Annotated in this window: 14 protein-coding genes and 4 pseudogenes; 12 read left to right on the top strand and 6 right to left on the bottom strand. The window is 71.5% G+C overall.

Annotated elements, in window-relative coordinates; genetic code table 11:
* Nucleotide 1: 1 nt before the first annotated feature.
* Nucleotides 2–424: pseudogene (locus M2163_RS40275) on the top strand (asparagine synthase-related protein); the annotation flags it as partial.
* A gap of 1 nt (nt 425) precedes the next feature.
* On the opposite strand, the pseudogene M2163_RS40280 reads toward M2163_RS40275, so the two are convergent.
* Together M2163_RS40280 and M2163_RS40285 are read right to left on the bottom strand one after the other, a co-directional pair.
* Nucleotides 426–992: pseudogene (locus M2163_RS40280) on the bottom strand (lasso peptide isopeptide bond-forming cyclase); the annotation flags it as partial.
* Between the two features lie 9 nt (nt 993–1,001).
* Nucleotides 1,002–1,118: pseudogene (locus M2163_RS40285) on the bottom strand (keywimysin-related RiPP); the annotation flags it as partial.
* 504 nt (nt 1,119–1,622) lie between these two features.
* Here M2163_RS40285 and panD point away from each other — a divergent pair.
* Both panD and M2163_RS40295 read left to right on the top strand, forming a co-directional pair.
* Nucleotides 1,623–2,042 carry an aspartate 1-decarboxylase gene (gene panD / locus M2163_RS40290; RefSeq protein WP_280896486.1) on the top strand — a complete coding sequence of 140 codons (420 nt, stop codon included), beginning with the start codon at nt 1,623–1,625 and terminating at the stop codon, nt 2,040–2,042.
* A 35-nt stretch (nt 2,043–2,077) separates the two neighbouring features.
* On the top strand, nt 2,078–2,428 hold the full coding sequence (locus M2163_RS40295; RefSeq protein WP_280896487.1) for a GNAT family N-acetyltransferase: 351 nt from the start codon (nt 2,078–2,080) through the stop codon (nt 2,426–2,428).
* A gap of 473 nt (nt 2,429–2,901) precedes the next feature.
* Here M2163_RS40295 and gndA read toward each other — a convergent pair whose 3' ends face one another.
* Nucleotides 2,902–4,341, bottom strand: coding sequence for an NADP-dependent phosphogluconate dehydrogenase (gene gndA, locus M2163_RS40300; RefSeq protein WP_280896488.1), 1,440 nt, complete (start codon nt 4,339–4,341; stop codon nt 2,902–2,904).
* Between the two features lie 266 nt (nt 4,342–4,607).
* On the opposite strand from gndA, the pseudogene M2163_RS40305 reads away from it, so the two are divergent.
* Nucleotides 4,608–5,736 (top strand): annotated as a pseudogene (locus tag M2163_RS40305) (transglycosylase family protein).
* On the opposite strand, the gene M2163_RS40310 reads toward M2163_RS40305, so the two are convergent.
* Nucleotides 5,726–6,889, bottom strand: coding sequence for a DMT family transporter (locus M2163_RS40310; RefSeq protein WP_280896489.1), 1,164 nt, complete (start codon nt 6,887–6,889; stop codon nt 5,726–5,728). The pseudogene M2163_RS40305 and the gene M2163_RS40310 sit on opposite strands and share 11 nt — an antisense overlap.
* Before the next feature lie 210 nt (nt 6,890–7,099).
* On the opposite strand from M2163_RS40310, the gene M2163_RS40315 reads away from it, so the two are divergent.
* From M2163_RS40315 to M2163_RS40345, 7 genes are all read left to right on the top strand, one after another.
* Complete coding sequence (locus tag M2163_RS40315) at nt 7,100–7,825, top strand: (2Fe-2S)-binding protein (RefSeq protein ID WP_280896490.1); 726 nt, start codon at nt 7,100–7,102, stop codon at nt 7,823–7,825.
* Between the two features lie 39 nt (nt 7,826–7,864).
* Entirely contained in the window at nt 7,865–9,016 is a 1,152-nt protein-coding gene (glgA, locus tag M2163_RS40320) for a glycogen synthase (protein WP_280896491.1), read from the top strand.
* Between the two features lie 53 nt (nt 9,017–9,069).
* Entirely contained in the window at nt 9,070–10,290 is a 1,221-nt protein-coding gene (gene glgC / locus M2163_RS40325; RefSeq protein WP_280847927.1) for a glucose-1-phosphate adenylyltransferase, read from the top strand.
* Nucleotides 10,291–10,579: 289 nt separating this feature from the next.
* A complete protein-coding gene (locus M2163_RS40330) occupies nt 10,580–13,195 on the top strand; it encodes a PA14 domain-containing protein (protein ID WP_280896492.1) in 2,616 nt (871 codons plus the stop codon).
* Nucleotides 13,196–13,354: 159 nt separating this feature from the next.
* On the top strand, nt 13,355–14,683 hold the full coding sequence (locus M2163_RS40335; RefSeq protein WP_280847925.1) for a wax ester/triacylglycerol synthase family O-acyltransferase: 1,329 nt from the start codon (nt 13,355–13,357) through the stop codon (nt 14,681–14,683).
* 102 nt (nt 14,684–14,785) lie between these two features.
* A complete protein-coding gene (locus M2163_RS40340) occupies nt 14,786–16,306 on the top strand; it encodes an SDR family NAD(P)-dependent oxidoreductase (RefSeq protein ID WP_280847924.1) in 1,521 nt (506 codons plus the stop codon).
* Between the two features lie 91 nt (nt 16,307–16,397).
* On the top strand, nt 16,398–16,628 hold the full coding sequence (locus tag M2163_RS40345; RefSeq protein WP_280847923.1) for a hypothetical protein: 231 nt from the start codon (nt 16,398–16,400) through the stop codon (nt 16,626–16,628).
* Between the two features lie 5 nt (nt 16,629–16,633).
* On the opposite strand, the gene M2163_RS40350 is transcribed toward M2163_RS40345, so the two are convergent.
* On the bottom strand, nt 16,634–17,425 hold the full coding sequence (locus tag M2163_RS40350; protein WP_280896493.1) for an SDR family oxidoreductase: 792 nt from the start codon (nt 17,423–17,425) through the stop codon (nt 16,634–16,636).
* A gap of 25 nt (nt 17,426–17,450) precedes the next feature.
* A complete protein-coding gene (locus M2163_RS40355) occupies nt 17,451–17,801 on the bottom strand; it encodes a hypothetical protein (RefSeq protein ID WP_280847921.1) in 351 nt (116 codons plus the stop codon).
* Between the two features lie 466 nt (nt 17,802–18,267).
* Here M2163_RS40355 and M2163_RS40360 point away from each other — a divergent pair, with 466 nt between their 5' ends.
* The gene (locus M2163_RS40360; protein ID WP_007386357.1) at nt 18,268–18,441 is read left to right on the top strand and encodes a hypothetical protein; all 174 of its coding nucleotides are present in this window, start codon (nt 18,268–18,270) and stop codon (nt 18,439–18,441) included.
* The last annotated feature ends 32 nt before the right edge of the window (nt 18,442–18,473 follow it).

Here is an 18,473-nt window from a genome sequence, read left to right on the forward strand (position 1 = left end):
GGTCGTCACCGCCGACGGGCGCACCGTGCGGCACACCCGGTGGTGGACGCCGCCGGAACCGGACCGGCCGCTCGCCGAAGCGGCGCCCCTCATCCGCACGGCACTGGGAGAGGCCGTCGACGCGCGCACCCGGCAGGGCGGCGTGGTCAGCTGCGATCTCTCCGGCGGCCTGGACTCGACCTCCGTCTGCTTCCTCGCGGACCGCTCCCCGGCCCACGTGGTGGCCAGTACCTGGCCGGGACGCGATCCGGCGGACACCGACCTGTACTGGGCCCAACAGGCGATGGGCCACCTCCCGGACGTCGAGCAGGTGGTGTGGGACGCCGACGCGTCGCCCCTGGTCTACGAGGATCTGCTCGCCGTCGACGACCTCCTCGACGAGCCCACCATCGGCGTGATGGACCGGTCCCGGGTCCTGCACCACCCATGGCGTCCTGCGGCGGAACGGCGGTGACCGCACGCCACAGGGACGTCTCGAACAGGGGATAGGGGGCTGGCCACAGCAGTCTCGCGGCCGGCTCTTCCACGTCGGGGTCGACGCCCAGGACGGCGGCGAGCGTGTCGGCACGGGTGGCGGCCACCCGCACGCCGTTGATCTCCGCGTGGAAGACGAGTCGCAGTCCGGAGGCGGTGCCCTGCACCCTGATCTGTCCGTCGAGGGCGCCGACGAGGTGGAAGCTGCCGGGAAGGGACCGGGCCAGTGCGTCGAGGTGCGCGAGATCACGCAACCCTGCGACCCGGCGCCGCAGTTCGCCGGCTTCGACGGGGCAGCAGCCGACGACGGCCACGGCGGCGCCGCCGACGGTCGCCGTGACCATGTCGTCGGCGTGCCAGCGGCCGACCAGCCAGGGCCGGCCCGACGCATGTGCGAGGATCCGGCTTCCGGGGCGGGCGAAGGAGCGGGCCACGGCGGCCGCCTCCGCGCGGTCGGTGAAGACCGCGAAGTGCGCGTCGCCGGGGCCCGTCCCCGCACTTTCGTGCAGTTCAGTCATGACGTCGAGTCAAGGACCGTCGGTCAGTGAGTTCTTGCTCAGGATCAGCCGGTCGTTGCCGGAGCGCTGAAGGAGCCCCGTCTCCTTCCGGAAGGTGCCGAGCCGGACGAGCGTCGGTGCCTCGTATGCCTTCTACATGACTACTCCTCAGGTGCAGGTGTCCCGGCCACCTCCCTGAGCGACGGCCCCGCAACTGCCCAGCGTGCCGTCGGTCTGCCCAGGGTTCATCGGAAACCCGGGCCAGGAGGTGGGCGCAGCACCCAGCTGGCTGCAGACCGTGAGCCCGGGGCAAGAGCGCTGAGGAAGCTCAGACAATAGGGAGAATCTGAACTCCTCGGAGTGTGCGCCGACGGCGGTCACGGGCAGCGCCGCCGGGCGCACTCCTGGCTCCTGGCCGTGCGCCGCTCTCCTTCGCCCCACCCTCCGCTCGCTCCACCCTCCGCCGACAGGGCCGCAGGCCGCCGGACAGCAACGGACGGCACCGGCGCGCTCCTCCCCGGCCCGCCCGAGCGCTTGCCCTCGGCGCACGATGTGCCGGCGAGTCTTTTGGTCGAGGACCTGCCGATGTACAGTGACGGATGCCCCTGACCTGCAGAAAGCCGGCGGGGAGCCGTCTTCCAGGAGTCCAAAGTGCTGCGTACTCTGTTCAAGTCCAAGATCCACCGCGCCACCGTCACCCAGGCCGACCTGCACTACGTGGGATCGGTGACCATCGACGCGGATCTCCTCGACGCCGCCGACCTGCTGCCCGGTGAGCTCGTCCACATCGTCGACATCACCAACGGCGCCCGGCTGGAGACCTACGTCATCGAGGGCGAGCGCGGTTCCGGGGTGATCGGTATCAACGGTGCCGCCGCCCATCTCGTCCACCCCGGCGATCTGGTGATCATCATCAGTTACGCTCAAGTGACCGACGCCGAGGCACGGGCTCTGGTACCCCGGGTCGTGCACGTGGACCGCGACAACCGCATCCTCGCCCTGGGGGCCGATCCGTCGGAACCCGTGCCGGGTTCGGACCAGGAGCGCAGCCCGCGTTCGGTGCCGGCCTGACCCTGCTCGACGACCTTCGGACCAGGAGCGTGCCCATGAGCGACATCGAGATCCGCGACGACCGGCCGGCCGGAATGCTGGAGGCCGTCGGATCAGAGGGAGACGAAGTCGTCGGCCACATCCAGTACTTCGTCCTCGAATCCCCCGAGCGCGCCCTGGTCCCGGTCCACACCGTCGTGGAACCGGCCCACGAGGGCCAGGGCATCGCGGGCTCCCTGGCCCGCGAGCTCTACGGCATCGCGGCCCGCGAGGGCGTGTCCGTCGCCCCTCTGTGCCCCTACGTCGTCAAGTGGGCCGAACGCCACCCCGACGAGGCCCCCGCCGCCGACCCCGAGCTGCTCCGCGCGGCGAAGGAGTGGCTGGTGGCCCACCCCGAGGGGTTCTGAGCGCGCGGTTGCGACGTCCGGGCCGGGTCGAGACCTGCCCGCGCCCGGACGCACCCAGGCGGGTCCCGCTCGTCATACGGGCGGGTGACTGGCGGCAGGGCCCACGGGTACGCGGGGGAGTAGTCCAGAGCCGACGCCGACCGACTGGCTGGAGGACCTGATGACCGATCCGTACCCCGACCCCGTCCCTCCGGGCCCCACTCCCGGCCCCGGGCCGGTGCCCACGCCAGGGCCGGCTCCGGAGCCGCCGTCACCCCCGAACCCGACCCCGAGTCCGGGCCCCGGCCCCGGTCCGGCGCCCGACCCGGTCCCGCCGGGACCCGGCCCCGACCCGTCGCCCTCCCCGGTCCCGCCGGGCCCCGAGCCGGTGCCGAACCCGGAACCGGGACCGCCGCTCAGCTGACGGCACCCACCCGGACAAAGCGAAGGAGGGCCACCGGACGGTGGCCCTCCGCCATGTCAGGCGAACACTCTCAGCCGGTCACCTCGGACCGGTCCCCGCCCCACAGCGTGTGGAACGAGCCGTCGCGGTCCGTGCGCCGGTAGGTGTGCGCGCCGAAGAAGTCCCGCTGCCCCTGCGTCAGCGCCGCGGGCAGCCGCTCGGCACGCAGCGCGTCGTAGTAGGCCAGCGCCGCCGCGAAGCCCGGCGTCGGCACACCCTGCCGGGTCGCCGCGACGATGACCTCGCGCCAGTCGTCCTGGGCGTCGGCGATCTCCTGCGCGAAGGTGTCGTCGGAGAGCAGGCTGGGCAGGTCCGCGCGGGTGTCGTAGGCGGACCGGATGCGGTCCAGGAAGGCCGCGCGGATGATGCAGCCACCACGCCAGATCGCCGAGACGGCACCCAGGTCGATGTCCCAGTCGTACTCCTCACGGGCGGCCGCGATCTCGTGGAAGCCCTGGGTGTACGACACGATCTTCGAGGCGTACAGCGCCTGCTCCACGCGGTCCGCGAAGGCACCCGCCTCGGACTCCGACAGCGGGGACGCCTTGGGCCCGGCGAGAGAGCGGGACGCCTCACGCAACTCCGCGTGGCCGGACAGGGAGCGGGCGAAGACCGCCTCCGCGATGCCCGAGACCGGGACGCCCAGGTCCAGGGCGATCTGCACGGTCCAGCGGCCGGTGCCCTTCTGCTCGGCCTGGTCCACCACCACGTCCACGAACGGCTTGCCCGTCTCGGCGTCCACGTGGGAGAGCACCTCGGCCGTGATCTCGATCAGGTACGAGTCCAGACGGCCGGTGTTCCAGGTGCGGAAGATGTCGGCGATCTGCGCGGGGGAGTACCCGGCCACGTCCCGCAGCAGCTGGTACGCCTCACCGATCAGCTGCATGTCGGCGTACTCGATGCCGTTGTGGACCATCTTCACGAAGTGCCCGGCCCCGTCGGGACCCACGTGGGTCACGCACGGAGCGCCGTCCTTCGCTTTCGCGGAGATCTTCTCCAGCATCGGGCCGAGCGAGTCGTAGGACTCCTTCGGGCCGCCCGGCATGATGCTCGGTCCGTTGAGCGCGCCCTCCTCGCCGCCGGAGACGCCCATGCCCACGAAGTGGATGCCCTGCTCGCGCAGTTCGCGCTCCCGGCGCCGGGTGTCCGCGAAGTGCGCGTTGCCGCCGTCGATGATCATGTCGCCGGGCTCGAGCAGCGGCGCGAACTCCTGGATCACCGCGTCGGTCGGCTCACCGGCCTTCACCATGATGACCAGCCGGCGCGGCCGCTCCAGCGCCGCCACGAACTCCTTGGCGGTCTCGGCCGCGATGAAGTCGCCCTCGCTCCCGAACTCCTCGACCAGAGCGTGCGTGCGCGACGCGGTCCGGTTGTGCAGGGCGACCGTATAGCCGTTGCGGGCGAAGTTACGGGCCAGGTTGCGGCCCATGACCGCGAGGCCCGTGACGCCGATCTGCGCTGTGTTGCTCATACCGCCTGCTCCCAAAAGATCCTGTGGATCGCGTAGGTTGTCTATCGCTGCCGGTCGTGCTTGTCAGTATCGTCCACCGGTCATCCTGGCCCGTCGGGGGCCTGACCGCACACCAGGGATACGGTTCGGGCGCCTCGTTGCGTTCAGCCGGACGCACCGGCCCGGCGCGCGCCCCCACGCGGCTGGTTGCCGTCTTGTCATGGCCTGTTCGCAGCGCTTACTTTTGCCCCTCCTGGCGCCTGACGCATGTCTAGGGGGAGGCCTCCATGGCCGTACGAGGCCGGCACCGCCGGTATCAGCCGAACAGGATCAACCGCGCCTCGCTCACCGTCACCGCGGGCGGCGTCGGCATCGCGGTCCCGCTCATCGGCACCGGCACGGCCCAGGCGGCCGACGTGGACACCTGGAACAAGGTCGCCGCGTGCGAGTCCAGCAGCAACTGGAGCATCAACACCGGCAACGGCTATTACGGCGGGCTCCAGTTCACCCGGTCCACCTGGGAGGCGTACGGCGGCACCCGGTACGCGGCGCGCGCGGATCTGGCCACCAGGGACCAGCAGATCGCCGTCGCCGAGAAGGTGCTGGACGGACAGGGACCGGGCGCCTGGCCGACCTGCTCGGTTCGGGCCGGACTGACCCCGCGGCGGCTCCGCCCCGGACGTCCAGCCGCTCACGAAGAAGACGGCCTCCGTACGGGACGTCCAGCCGCAGACCACCCCGCAGTCGCGGGCCGGGTCCGCCGAGATGTACACCGTGGTCCGGGGCGACTCGCTCTCCGGGATCGCCGACGCGCACAAGGTGCGGGGCGGCTGGCGGGGCCTGTACTCCGCCAACCGGCAGACCATCGGGGCCGATCCCGACCTCATCCTGCCCGGGCAACGGCTGAGGCTGCGGGCCGGCGCCGGTACGCCCACCACAACCGAGCACACCTCGACCTCGACGAGGAAGACCTCCTCCGACACCGGGAAGAAGACCGAGAAGGCAGCGGACACCGGCCTGGTCGCCCCCGTCAACGCCTCCCTCGGCACCCCGTACCGCAAGGCGGGCTCCGCCTGGTCGAAGGGCTACCACACCGGCGTCGACTTCGCGGTGCCCACCGGGACCTCCGTGAAGGCGGTCGCGGCCGGGAAGGTCGTCACCTCCGGATGGGGCGGCTCCTTCGGCTACCAGGTGGTGATCCGGCACGCCGACGGCCGCTACACGCAGTACGCCCACCTGTCCGCGATCTCCGTCAAGTCCGGGCAGAGCGTGGGCGCGGGCCAGCGCATCGGCCGTTCGGGCTCCACCGGCAACAGCACAGGCCCGCATCTGCACTTCGAGGTGCGGACGGGGCCCGGTTTCGGCAGCGACATCGACCCGGTGGCGTATCTCCGGGCCGGCGGCATCAGGATGTGACCCGGCTCCGATGCCGGTCCAGGACCGGCATCGGGATGTAGGCGGCGCCGTAGAAGGGGCCGTAGTACGCCGGGGGCTCGCCGCCCGGGTCGGGCAGCTTCTCGGACGAGCCGCCCGCGGACGCCGCCTCGGGCAGGCCGGGAGCCGGCACGAGCAGCTCCTCGGTGAGGCCGGGAGCCGGCACGAGCAGCTCCTCGCGCAGGGCGGCGATCTGCTCGACGAGCACGCCCTCGCGCACCAGCGCGTCGGCCGGTTCCTCGGCAGGCGCCGCGACCAGCACGCTCCCGCCGCCGGTGTCCGCGGCCGCCGCCGGCTCGGCGTGGGTGCGCTGGATCCGCTCGGTCGTCAGCAGGATCAGGCCGCCCGCCGCCACCACACCGCAGCTCAGGGCGAGCGCGGTGCCCGTGGTGCCGTAGCGGAAGGTCTCGCCGAACATCGTGATGCCGACCACGGCCGCCACCACCGGGTTCACGACCGTCAGCGTCGCCAGCGGGGCCGCGAGACCGGCGCCGCGGTAGGAGGCCTGGGACAGCATCAGTCCGGCGGTGGCCAGGACACCGATCGCGGCCAGCGAGGGCAGGTCCCCCGCCGACAGCCCGCCGCTCCAGTCGACGGCGACCGTCTTGGTGAACACCGAGGACATGCCGAACGCTATGCCGGACGCGGTCGCGAGCAGCACGCTGCGCACCACCGGGTGCCGGTGCGCGGCCCGGCCCGCGATCATCAGCGCGAGCACCGCAAGGGCCGTCACCAGCCCGGCGAACACCCGCTGGGCCGTGCCGAGCGAATGCGCGTCGGAGGCGCCCACCAGGGAGAGCAGACCGGCCAGACCCACCGTCGCCATGATCGCGCCCCGCCAGGCGGTGGCCCCGGCCCTGCGGCCGACGAACAGCGCGGCCATCGGCAGCGCGAAGACGATCGTCAGGGCGCCCAGCGGCTGGACCAGGCTGAGCGGGCCGTAGGCGAGCGCCACCACGTGCAGGAGTCCGCCCAGGCCGTTCAACGCGACCGCCGCCCACCAGCTCGCCCGGCGCAGCGGCGCGAACTGCTCGTCGGGGTGCGACACCGCGACCTGCTCCTGCACGATCGCTCCGCCCGCGTAGGCGACGGCGGAGACGAGGGAGAGGAGCACGGACAACGCGAGGGCACTCATGAGCTGCTCCTCTGCGTGAGGCGGGGGCATGCTGCCCGGCGCGACGAACGGTCGTCTTCCATGAACAACACGATGCCCGGAAAAGTTCTTCCCGTCGTCGTCCCTGAGCAGGCAATGGGTCCTACTGCCGATGGAGTACAAAACGGTCCGTGTCCTCCCCAGGGCGGGTGACACGGAGGGGAGGCCCCCTGGAGGGCACCCCTAGGGGTCTTGGTACTACTGCTGGTCGTGGACCTCGACCCGGATCTCGCGGCGCTGCGACCGCTCGGCGCCTTCTTCGTACTACGGACGATCGGCGGCCCTGTCGGGGCATCGAGCCCGGCGCTGCCGACTCTCGCACAAGTCTACGAGAACCAGCCGTCGGATGTTTACGGAAATGCCCTGACTTTTCGTGTCCGGAAGGTCTCCGGCGCCCTGTGCGCCCCCGAACCCCGGATCGCGGCCTCCATCGCCCAGCTGGGCCTGGCGGCCCGGTTGTGGTCGGTGGCACTCGGCTGCGCCGCGCGGTACGGGCACCTCCCCGACCTGGACCCCCACCGGCTGCGCTGGGACCCCGACGCGAGCGCACCCGACGATCTTTGGCTGGACGCGGTGGCACCGCTCCCGGCCGACGCCGCGACCATCGCCCGGGTCGTGCTGCACGGCCATCTCGAACCCCTGACGGCGATGCTGCGCACGGACTACCGGCTGGCCACCGGACTGCTGTGGGGCAACGCCGCCTCCGCGCTCGCGGGAGCCGTCCGGCAGCTGGGCCACCACGGCGCCCACGCCCTCGCGTCGGAGCTCCTCGCCCACCCCCTGCTCGCGGGAACGCTCGACGCCGCCGGCCGCCGCCGCAGCTGCTGTCTGTACTACCGGTTGCCGGGGGGTGGCGTGTGCGGTGACTGTTGCTTCACACGAGCCCCGCGCTCTTCCCCGCGCGGCGCATCTGGGTGACCATGAAAGCCGACCAGCCGCAAAGACAGGGGGTTCCGGGTGCGAGTGGGCCTGCTGACCCGGGAGTACCCGCCGGACGTGTACGGCGGTGCGGGTGTCCATGTCGAGTTCCTCGCCCGGGAGTTGCGGTCCCTCGTCGACCTGGACGTGCACTGCTGGGGCGAGGGCCGCGCGGAAGGCGTGGCCCGGCACCGGCCCTGGCCCGTGCTGGACACCGCCAACGACGCGCTGCGCACCTTCTCCGTGGACCTCTCCATGGCCGCGGGCCTCGAAGGCCGTGAGCTGGTCCACTCGCACACCTGGTACGCCAACCTCGCCGGCCACCTCGGCAAGCTGCTGCACGGCATTCCGCACGTGATGACCGCCCACTCCCTGGAGCCCCTGCGTCCCTGGAAGGCCGAGCAGCTCGGCGGCGGTTACGCGCTGTCCAGCTGGGCCGAGCGCACCGCGATCGAGTCCGCCGACGCGGTGATCGCCGTGTCGGGAGCCATGCGCGAGGACATCCTCGGCTGCTACCCGGCACTGGATCCGGCCAAGGTCCACATCGTGCACAACGGCATCGACACCGCCCTGTACCGACCCGACCACGGCACCGAGGTGCTGGACCGGATCGGCCTGGACCGGAACCGGCCGTTCGTGCTGTTCGTCGGCCGCATCACCCGCCAGAAGGGTGTGCCGCACCTGCTGCGCGCGGTCCGGGACATCGACCCGTCGGCGCAGGTCGTCCTGTGCGCGGGAGCTCCGGACACCCCGGAGATCGACCGGGAGTTCCGTGAGCTCTTCGAGGAGCTGAGCCGGGTCCGCGAGGGCGTGCACTGGATCCCGCAGATGCTGCCGCGCCCCGAGGTGATCCAGCTGCTCACCCATGCGGCCGTGTTCGTCTGCCCCTCGGTGTACGAACCCCTCGGGATCGTCAACCTGGAGGCGATGGCCTGCGGGACCCCCGTGGTGGCGTCCCGGGTGGGCGGTATCCCGGAGGTCGTGGACGACGGCAGGACCGGACTTCTCGTGACCGTGGACGACGCGTTCGAGACGGCCCTCGCGCGGGCACTCGACTCCGTGATCGGCGATCCGGACACGGCACGGCGGATGGGCGAGGCGGGCCGGGAGCGCGCGGTGGGCGAGTTCGGCTGGGACGCGGTCGCACGGCGCACGGTCCGGCTCTACGAGGAGATCGTCAAACAGGCGTAGCGAGCCCCCGGCAAGGGCAGGCATCGGTCACAAACCAGGTGAGGGGAGCGGCCATGCGTCGTGGCGGACCTTCGGTGCTCGGCATCGTACTCGCGGGTGGAGAGGGCAAACGCCTGATGCCCCTGACCACGGACCGCGCCAAACCGGCGGTCACCTTCGGAGGAACGTATCGCCTGGTCGACTTCGTCCTGTCCAACCTCGTCAACGGCGACATCCTGCGCATCTGCGTGCTCACGCAGTACAAGTCGCACTCGCTGGACCGGCACATCACCACCACCTGGCGGATGTCGAGCCTGCTCGGCAACTACATCACCCCGGTGCCCGCCCAGCAGCGCCTCGGACCGCGCTGGTACCTGGGCAGCGCGGACGCGATCCTGCAGTCCCTGAACCTGATCTACGACGAACGCCCCGAGTACGTGGCGGTGTTCGGCGCCGACCACGTCTACCGCATGGACCCGCGCCAGATGCTCGCGCAGCACATCGAGTCCGGAGCCGGGGTCACGGTCGCCGGGATCCGCGTCCCGCGCTCGGAGTCCCCGTCCTTCGGGGTGATCTCCCCGGGCTCGGACGGCCTCACGGTGGAGCGTTTCCTGGAGAAGCCCGCCGACCCGCCCGGGCTCGCGGACGACCCGGAGACCGTGTTCGCCTCGATGGGCAACTACATCTTCACCACCAAGGCCCTCATCGAGGCGCTCCAGCGGGACTCCGAGGACGAGAGCTCGGTGCACGACATGGGCGGCTCGATCCTCCCGCAGCTCACCGACCGCGGGGAGGCCCAGCTGTACGACTTCAGCGCCAACCACGTCCCCGGCGAGACCACCCGCGACCGCGGCTACTGGCGGGACGTCGGCACCCTGGACGCCTACTACGACGCCCACATGGACCTGATCGCCGAGCGCCCCGCCTTCAACCTCTACAACCGGCAGTGGCCCATCTACACCCACTCCGGCCAGCTCTCCCCGGCCCGCTTCAACGCCGGCGGCATCGCCAGCGAGTCCATCATCAGCGCGGGCTGCCTCATCCGCGGCCAGGTCACGCGGTCCGTGCTCTCACCCGGCGTCCTGGTCGACCCGGGGGCCGTGGTCCAGGGCTCGGTCCTGCACGACAACGTCAAGATCGGCCGGGGCGCGGTGGTCCGCGGTGCCGTCCTCGACAAGAACACCGAGGTCCCGCCGGGTGCCACCATCGGCGTGAACCCGGAGCGGGACGCGGAGCTGTACACGGTGTCCAAGGGCGGGGTGATCGCGCTCGGGAAGGGCCAGCTGGTGTCCTAGGCGCCGGCCGGGTCCGCCCCGCCCCGCAGGGACCCGAACTTCTTCACGATCACCTCACTGGTCCGGCGCAGCTCCGGTACCCGCAGCGGGGCTGCGTCTTCCGGGGCGTGGGGGGCCGTCGCGGGAAACCTTCGGCAACTCCGTCTCCTTCTTCCGGCGGCGGAGGGTTCTTCAGGCCATGGTCCGCGTGCGGCCCGTCCAGGGCGTGCGGAGACAGACTTGTCATGTCCCTGGACGGCGGGGCGGAATCCGTGTTGTCATGCCAACTCCTGCCCATGACAACGTTGTTATGGAGGCTTCCGTGCACAGCAGGCACCTCACCCGTCTCAGAGACCGGCTGGCGTTACTGTTCGCCGCCCTGCTCGGGCTCGCCGGCCTGACCGCGGCACCCGCCCTGGCCGACGACCCCGTCCAGGCCCGCGGACTCAAGGGCGAGTACTGGACCCAGTCCGCCCCCGGCGCCTTCGACTTCCACGAGCTCAAGGCCACCACCTTCGACCCCAACCTCGACTTCGACAACCTCGAACCCCGGCTCGCCGCCGCGACCGGCCGCTCGGACGACGTCAGCGTCCGCTGGACCGGCAGACTCGTCCCGACCGCGTCCGGCCCCCACACCTTCTCCGTCATCGGCGACAACGGCTTCCGCCTGTGGCTCGGCGGACAGCTCCTCATCGACCACTGGGTCGACGACTGGGACCGCGAACAGACCGCGCAGCCCGTCGAGTTGACCGCCGGACAGTCCTACGACATCAAGGTCGAGTACTTCGAGCACTACGGCGGCTCCAACCTCCACCTGCGCTGGCTCCCGCCCGGCGGCACCAAGGAGGCGGTCCCGCAGTCGGCGTTCCGGCTCCCCGAGGGTTACGACTACGACGGGCCGGTCGCGACCACCGTCCTCGGCACCGGTCGCACCCTGAAGCTCGACTTCGCCCAGCCGCTCGCCGCGCCCCCGGCCGGCCTCACCGACCACCTCCAGGCGGTGATCGGCGGCGCCAAGTGGCCCTTGGGAGCGGTGAAACAGGACCCGGGGGACCCCCGCGTGCTCCTGGTCGACCTAGCCGAACCCGTCGTGGGCAACAGGACCGGCACCGCCCGCGGCACCGCCGATCTGCGCTACGACGGTCAGGGCGGGCTCACCGGCGCCGACGGCAACGTTGTCAAGGCGTTCTGGAGCAGCGGCCCCAACCGCTCGACGTACGAGCTGCGTACGAAGTGGGCGGACGACGTGGGCCCGGGCAACGCCCATCCCGAGTACCCGCGGCCGCAGTTGACCCGCGACCAGTGGCAGAACCTCAACGGGCGCTGGCAGTTCGCCGCCGCCGAGGCCGGTGAGCAGCCGCCCGTGGGCCGGAACCTGGCCGAGCGCATCCTCGTCCCGTACCCGGTCGAGTCCCAGCTCTCCGGTCTGGAACGGCACGAGGACCGCATGTGGTACCGCCGCACCTTCACCGTCCCGGCCGACTGGCAGATCGGCTCCGGCAAGCGCCTGAAGCTCAACTTCGGCGCGGTCGACTGGCGTTCCGAGGTGTACGTCAACGGGACCAGGGTCGCCGAACACACCGGCGGCTACGACAAGTTCAGTGCCGACATCACCGACGCGCTGAAGCCGGGCCGCACCCAGGAACTGATCGTTGGCGTGTACGACCCCACCGACGCGGCCGACGGCGAGAACCCGCCCCTCGGCAAGCAGCGTCTGGACCCGAGCGGCATCTGGTACACCCCGTCCTCCGGCATCTGGCAGACCGTCTGGATGGAGCCTGTCGCCCGCGACCACGTCGACTCCCTCAAGCTGGTCCCCGACGTCCCCACCGGACGGCTCACGGTCGAGGCGCGGGGTGTCCGCGACGGCGTACCGGTCACGGCGACGGCGTACGACGGGAAGCGGAAGGTCGCCACGGCCCGCGGCCGGACCGGTGGGCCGCTCACCCTGACCCTCGCCGACCCGCACCTGTGGTCGCCCGAGGACCCCTTCCTGTACGGCCTGAAGGTGACCGTCGGCGCCGACCGCGTCGGCAGCTACTTCGGGATGCGTTCCATCGCCGTCCAGAACGTGAACGGCACCCCGCGCACGGTCCTCAACGGCGAGCCGGTCTTCATGATGGCCACTCTCGACCAGGGCTTCTGGCCCGACGGCCTGCACACCGCGCCCACCGACGAGGCCCTCGCGTACGACCTGAGGGTGCACAAGCAGCTCGGCTTCAACGCCGTGCGCAAGCACATCAAGGTCGAACCCGACCGCTGGTTCTACTGGGCCGACCGGCTGGGCCTGATGGTCTGGCAGGACATGCCCGCCATGACCGCGGGAGTGAACCCGAGCCCGGCCTCTCGCGCGGAGTACGAGCGCGAGATGAAACAGATGATCGACGAACACATCAGCAGCCCGTCGGTCGTCATGTGGGTGACCTTCAACGAGGGCTGGGGGCAGTACGACGTCGGCCGGGTCGCCGAACAGGCCAAAACCTGGGACCCGACCCGCCTGGTCAACAACCAGTCGGGGCTCAACCTGGGCGCCGACGGGAACGCCGGCGACATCATGGACGAGCACGGCTACCCCAGCCCCGCCCTGCCGCCCCGTCCGGACGGCAGACGTGCCCTGGTCAGCGGCGAGTACGGCGGCCTCGGCCTGGCCGTGCCCGGACACGCCTGGTCGGTCCAGCAGTCGTACGTCGACGTCGATCCGGCGACCTACACCGACGACTACCTGGCCAGACTCGACGAGGTGCGGGCCCTGGCCTGCCGCGGTGGCAACGGAGCCGTCTACACCCAGATCTCGGACGTCGAGGGCGAGCTGAACGGACTGCTCACCTACGACCGCGCGATCCTGAAACCGGATGCCGAGCGGGTCCGGGCCGCACACGCGGCCCTCATCCGTGACGCCTCCCGGGCGACTCCGACAGGGTGTTGATCCGCCACGGATGAGCCCATCCGCACCAGGCGTCCCGCCCCTTTCACCAGGGGCGGGACGTAATCTGCTGTTAACTGAGCGTAGCTTGATCGTACTTGACCGTAATCGCCGGAGGGCGATTGACTGCTGGTCCACCCGTTGTCGACGCGAGGCAAGCCATTGACTTCTGACCTGCTGGCCCCTCTCGACCTGGCGTTCTGGAACATGGAGTCCGCCGAGCACCCGATGCACCTGGGGGCGCTCGGCGTCTTCTCGGCACACTCGCCCACCGCCGGCGCCCACGCGGCCGACCTGCTCGCGGGCCGCGCCGCCGCCGTCCCCGGACTGCGGATGCGGATCCGGGACGTGTGGCCGCTCGGCTTCCCCTACGCCTTCGGGGGAGCCGCCCGCGTCCCCGACCCCGGCTTCGACCCGCTCCGCCACGTCCTGCTGCACGCCCCGACCGCGGACTTCCACACCGAGGCCGGCCGCCTCATGCAGCGGCCGCTGGACCGCGAACGCCCGCCCTGGGAGGCGCACGTCCTGCCGGGGGAGGACGGGGTCTCCTTCGCCGTGCTCTTCAAGTTCCACCACGCCCTGGCCGACGGACTGCGGGCACTGACGCTCGCCGCCGCCGTCCTGGACCCGATGGAGATGCCCACCCGCCGGCCACGCCCCGAGGAGCCCGCCAAGAGCCTGCTCCCGGACGTCCGCAAGCTGCCGGGGCTGGTCCGGGGTGCCGTCTCCGACCTGGGCCGCGCCCTCGACATCGGCGCCTCCGTCGCCCTGTCCTCCCTGGGCGCGCAGCCCTGCGCCGCCCTCACCTCCGAGCCGAGCGGCACCCGCCGCACCGCCGGGGTCGTCGTCGACCTCGACGACGTGCACCGCGTCCGCAAGAGCCGGGGCGGCACCGTCAACGACGTCCTGATCGCGGTCGTCGCGGGCGCCCTGCGCCGCTGGCTGGACGAGCGCGGCGACGGCAGCGAGGGTGTGGCCCCCCGTGCCCTGATCCCCGTCTCCAGACGCCGTCCGCGCACCGCGCACCCGCAGGGCAACCGGCTCTCCGGGTACCTGATGAGGCTCCCGGTGCACGACCCCGACCCGCTGGGCCGCCTCGACACCGTCCGCACGGCCATGGACCGCAACAAGGACGCCGGGCCGAACCGGGGCGCGGGCGCGGTCGCCCTGCTCGCCGACCACGTCCCGGCTCTCGGCCACCGGCTCGGCGGGCCCCTGGCCGGCCAGGGCGCCCGGCTGTGGTTCGACATCCTCGTCACCAGCGTCCCGCTGCCCGGCATCGGCCTGAAGCTCGGCGGCAACCCGGTCACCGAGGTCTATCCCTTCGCTCCGCTCGCCCGTGGCCAGTCCCTCGCGGTCGCCGTCTCGACCTACCGCGGACAGGTCCACTACGGCCTCGTCGCCGACGCGGAAGCGGTGCCTGACCTGGACCTGCTGGCCCGAGCGCTGACCGAGGAGGTGAAGGAGCTGCTGGTCGCCTGCGGTTCTTGATCGTTTCCGGTTTCGGGCGGGGCCCCGCGCTGAAGTAAAATTCCGCGTTCGACCAGCGGACGCGGCCACAGCCGCACGGGTGACCAGGGAAGCGGCAGCGCGATGACGGTGACAGAGGACGGCTCGGCGACGACCATGGACGAGGTCGTGCGCGAGCCCGGTGGCGAGGGCGACTTCGGCCCCGGCATCGACCCGGAGCGGCTGGCCGTCTGCCTCAGCGTGCTCGACGAGCTCGACAAGCTGGAGGTCGACCACCCCGACGCGATCGCCGTGCGCCGGGCCACCGCCGGGATCTACCGGACCGTCAAGCAGCGCCGCCGGCAGGAGCGCCGCGCCGCCAAGACCGCCCACGACAAGGCGGTCACCGAGGCCACGGCGACCGGCTCGGCCCAGCGCATCGACGACGAGACCGAGGGCATCCTGCCGTCGTCGCGGACCGAGGAGGGCAGGATCGCGGGGATACTCCAGCGCCCGCGCTCCTGCTACACCTGCAAGACCCGGTACGTCGAGGTCGACTACTTCTACCACCAGCTCTGTCCGGACTGCGCCCGCCTGAACCGCGACAAGCGCGACGCCCGCGCCGACCTCACCGGCAAGCGGGCCCTGCTCACCGGCGGCCGTGCCAAGATCGGCATGTACATCGCGCTGCGGCTGCTGCGCGACGGCGCGCACACCACGATCACCACCCGTTTCCCGAAGGACGCCATCCGCCGCTTCAAGGCCATGGACGACTCCGGGGACTGGCTGCACCGCCTGGAGGTCGTCGGCATCGACCTGCGCGACCCGGCGCAGGCCGTGGCCCTCGCCGAGCAGGTCGCCGAGGCGGGCCCGCTCGACATCCTCGTCAACAACGCGACCCAGACCGTACGCCGGCTGCCCTCCGCCTACGCCGCCCTGGTCGACGGCGAGAGCGCCCCGCTGCCCGCCGGTGAACTCCCCGCCCACCACGTCATCGGCGCCTTCGGCTCCGGCGCGGTCGACGGACTCGCCTCCCTGCCCGCCGGGATCTCCGGCCTCGACGCCCAGCAGGTCGCCGACCTCGCCCTGGTCGCGGGCAACGCCAGCGTGGCCCGGCACCTCGACGGCACCGCCATCGACGCGGGCGGCCTCGTCCCCGACGTCGTGGACAGCAACACCTGGGTCCAGACCATCGACCAGATCTCCCCGGTGGAGCTCCTGGAGACCCAGCTCTGCAACTACACGTCCCCGTTCATCCTGATCAGCGCGCTGCGCCCGGCCATGGCCGACGCCGCGAAGAAGGCGGCCAGCGGACGCGCCTACGTCGTGAACGTCTCCGCGATGGAGGGTGTCTTCGGCCGCGGCTACAAGGGCGCGGGCCACCCCAACACCAATGCCGCCAAGGCCGCCATGAACATGGTCACGCGAACCAGCGCCCAGGAGATGTTCCAGACCGACGGCATCCTGATGACCTCGGTCGACACGGGCTGGATCACCGACGAGCGCCCCCACTTCGACAAGCTCCGCCTCGCTGAGGAGGGCTTCCACGCCCCCCTCGACCTGGTCGACGGCGCGGCCCGCGTCTACGACCCGATCGTGCGCGGCGAGGACGGCGAGGACGTGTACGGGGTCTTCCTGAAGGACTACGCGCCCGGGAAGTGGTGAGCGGGCTGCCCTGACCGTCGGCGGCGGCCCCGTGTGTGGGCCGCTTCCTGCGGGGAACGCGGACCGCGAGGATTCTCCGCCGGGAGTTGTCATGCCACGTCCACACAGCATCGATCCGCGCGCCTTCAACGATCCGCGCAACCACTACCCGACCGACGAGGAGTTCTACGCGAGCGACCGTCCGGTCCACCCCGAGCTCCCCGAGGACCGGCCCCGCGGTGGGGCCTCCGACCCGCTCAGGCACCCCTGGAGCTGGGGCATGATCGCGTTCGTCGTCTTCGTGTGTCTGATCGTCCTCATGGGCATCGCCCTTTTCCCGTGACGCCCTCAGGAGTCCGGCGGGGCGTGCGACCGCAGCCGGTCGTGGACGGCGTACCCGCCCGGGTGCGCCGCCCGTACCCGTGTGCCCCCGTCCACCAGCAGATCCGCCCCGGTGATCCACTCCGCCGCGTCGGACACGAGCCACACCACGGCCCGCGCGATGTCCGCCGGCTCGCCGATGCGGCCCAGCGGCAGCCCGACGGGCCCCTTCTCCCACACGAACCTGGCCATCTCCGTGCGTACCAGACCGGGCGAGACGGAGTTGACCCGTACCCGCGGCGCCAGCTCGCCCGCGAGCTGCTGGGTCAGGTGCAGCAGGGCCGCCTTGCTGGTGCCGTACGCGCCGACGTTCGGGCCGACGTGACCTGCGCCCTCCGTGCAGACGTTGACCACCGACCCGCCGTGCTCCCGCATCCATCCGCGCCACACCGCCTGCACCAGCCGCAGCGGTGCCTCGACGTTGACGGTGAAGGCCTCGCGCCACGCCCGGGGGTCCACGTCCATGAGCGGTCCGTACGGCTGATTCGTTGCCGCGTTGTTGACCACGATGTCGATCCGGCCGAACTCGCGCAGGGCGAGGTCCACGAGGGCGCTGTGATGCGCGGGGTCGGCGACGCTGCCCTCGAGTCCGATGCCGCCGAGCTCGGCGGCGGTGCGCCGGACCTCCTCCCGGTCCCGGGCCGTGACGCACACCAGCGCGCCGGCGTCGGCCAGTTGCCGGGCCACCTCGCGCCCGATCCCGCGGGTGCCGCCGGTCACCAGGGCGGCTCTGCCGTGCAGTCCGTACGGGGACGTCATCGCCGTACCGTCTCATGACGAGCCGTCAGTCGACAGTCTCCAGACGGGAGTTGCGTGCCGCGACCAGCTCCAGGACGGCACGCCAGTCCTCCAGGACGCCGGCGTCGAAGCGGGCCGTCCGGCTCTCCTCGGACGCCAGGCGCAGCAGTTCGTCGTCGGGGGCGGGGCCGAGGCGGCACACCAGGCGGTGGACCCGCTCCCCGAGCAGGGTGCGGATCACCCCGGCCGGCTGCCCGGTGTCCATCACCAGGCCCGCCACCTGGAGTTCCTTGTCGGCGGGCCGGCTGCGGCGCAGCAGTGCCGCGGTCCGCAGGGCGTGTTCGCTGCCGCAGGCGTGCAGCAGATCCATCAGTTCGTCGACACTGCGCAGTTCCATACGTCAGACCTCCCGCCGGTCCGGCCGTTGCCACGGGTCAGCAGAACATGGGCGCCTTGCGAATCGGCCAACGGGACTTGAACTGCGCGCCCGAGGGGTCGGAGGACCGGTCGACCGGTAGGCCGAACGAGTGACTCCAGAAAGGTTCTTAAAGTGATAAATCAGGCGAAAAACGGGGCGGACAAGCCACAGTGAATTGCAATGGTTACACCTTGTTTTCACTCGCTATCGAGCGGCCCCCCGCTCATCTGGTTAATCTGTAGCCGACGGACGGCAGTACGGGGTCCCACCCACACCCACAGTCCGTCCCGGGACAAGCCGGTCACCACGGCCTGCTCTCACATGAGTTGCACGGCGCCACCGCGTCCGAACCGATCTCGACCCAGACCCGAGCGGACGTCCAGGCACCGACCGTAGGTTGGCCAGGTACGTCCCGAGGGTGAGCCCGACACATAAGGAGTGCGCGGTGACACCGGAGAAGACGAATCGCGAACAGCGCCCCAAGGAACGCCCGGAGCGCGCGGGCCGACGGCCCGGAGACATCGGCAGCCTCGACGTGTGGGCGCGGTCCGCCCCCATCCGTCTCGCGGGTTACGAGGACGACCTCGCCGAGCCCCACATCCTGCCCAGCGTGGACTGACGGCAGGACCTTCGCGATCGCCGACGGCATGG

Origin of the sequence: Streptomyces sp. SAI-135 (assembly GCF_029893805.1) — a bacterium.
Lineage (GTDB): Bacteria > Actinomycetota > Actinomycetes > Streptomycetales > Streptomycetaceae > Streptomyces.

Excerpts from the sequence above, each read along its gene's own strand:
- glgC (WP_280847927.1), top strand. The coding sequence starts at position 9,070 with ATGCGTCGTGGCGGACCTTCGGTGCTCGGCATCGTACTCGCGGGTGGA.
- M2163_RS40330 (WP_280896492.1), top strand. The coding sequence starts at position 10,580 with ATGGAGGCTTCCGTGCACAGCAGGCACCTCACCCGTCTCAGAGACCGG.
- M2163_RS40355 (WP_280847921.1), bottom strand. The coding sequence starts at position 17,801 with ATGGAACTGCGCAGTGTCGACGAACTGATGGATCTGCTGCACGCCTGC.
- gndA (WP_280896488.1), bottom strand. The coding sequence starts at position 4,341 with ATGAGCAACACAGCGCAGATCGGCGTCACGGGCCTCGCGGTCATGGGC.
- M2163_RS40295 (WP_280896487.1), top strand. The coding sequence starts at position 2,078 with ATGAGCGACATCGAGATCCGCGACGACCGGCCGGCCGGAATGCTGGAG.
- M2163_RS40345 (WP_280847923.1), top strand. The coding sequence starts at position 16,398 with ATGCCACGTCCACACAGCATCGATCCGCGCGCCTTCAACGATCCGCGC.
- M2163_RS40310 (WP_280896489.1), bottom strand. The coding sequence starts at position 6,889 with ATGAGTGCCCTCGCGTTGTCCGTGCTCCTCTCCCTCGTCTCCGCCGTC.
- M2163_RS40350 (WP_280896493.1), bottom strand. The coding sequence starts at position 17,425 with ATGACGTCCCCGTACGGACTGCACGGCAGAGCCGCCCTGGTGACCGGC.
- M2163_RS40340 (WP_280847924.1), top strand. The coding sequence starts at position 14,786 with ATGACGGTGACAGAGGACGGCTCGGCGACGACCATGGACGAGGTCGTG.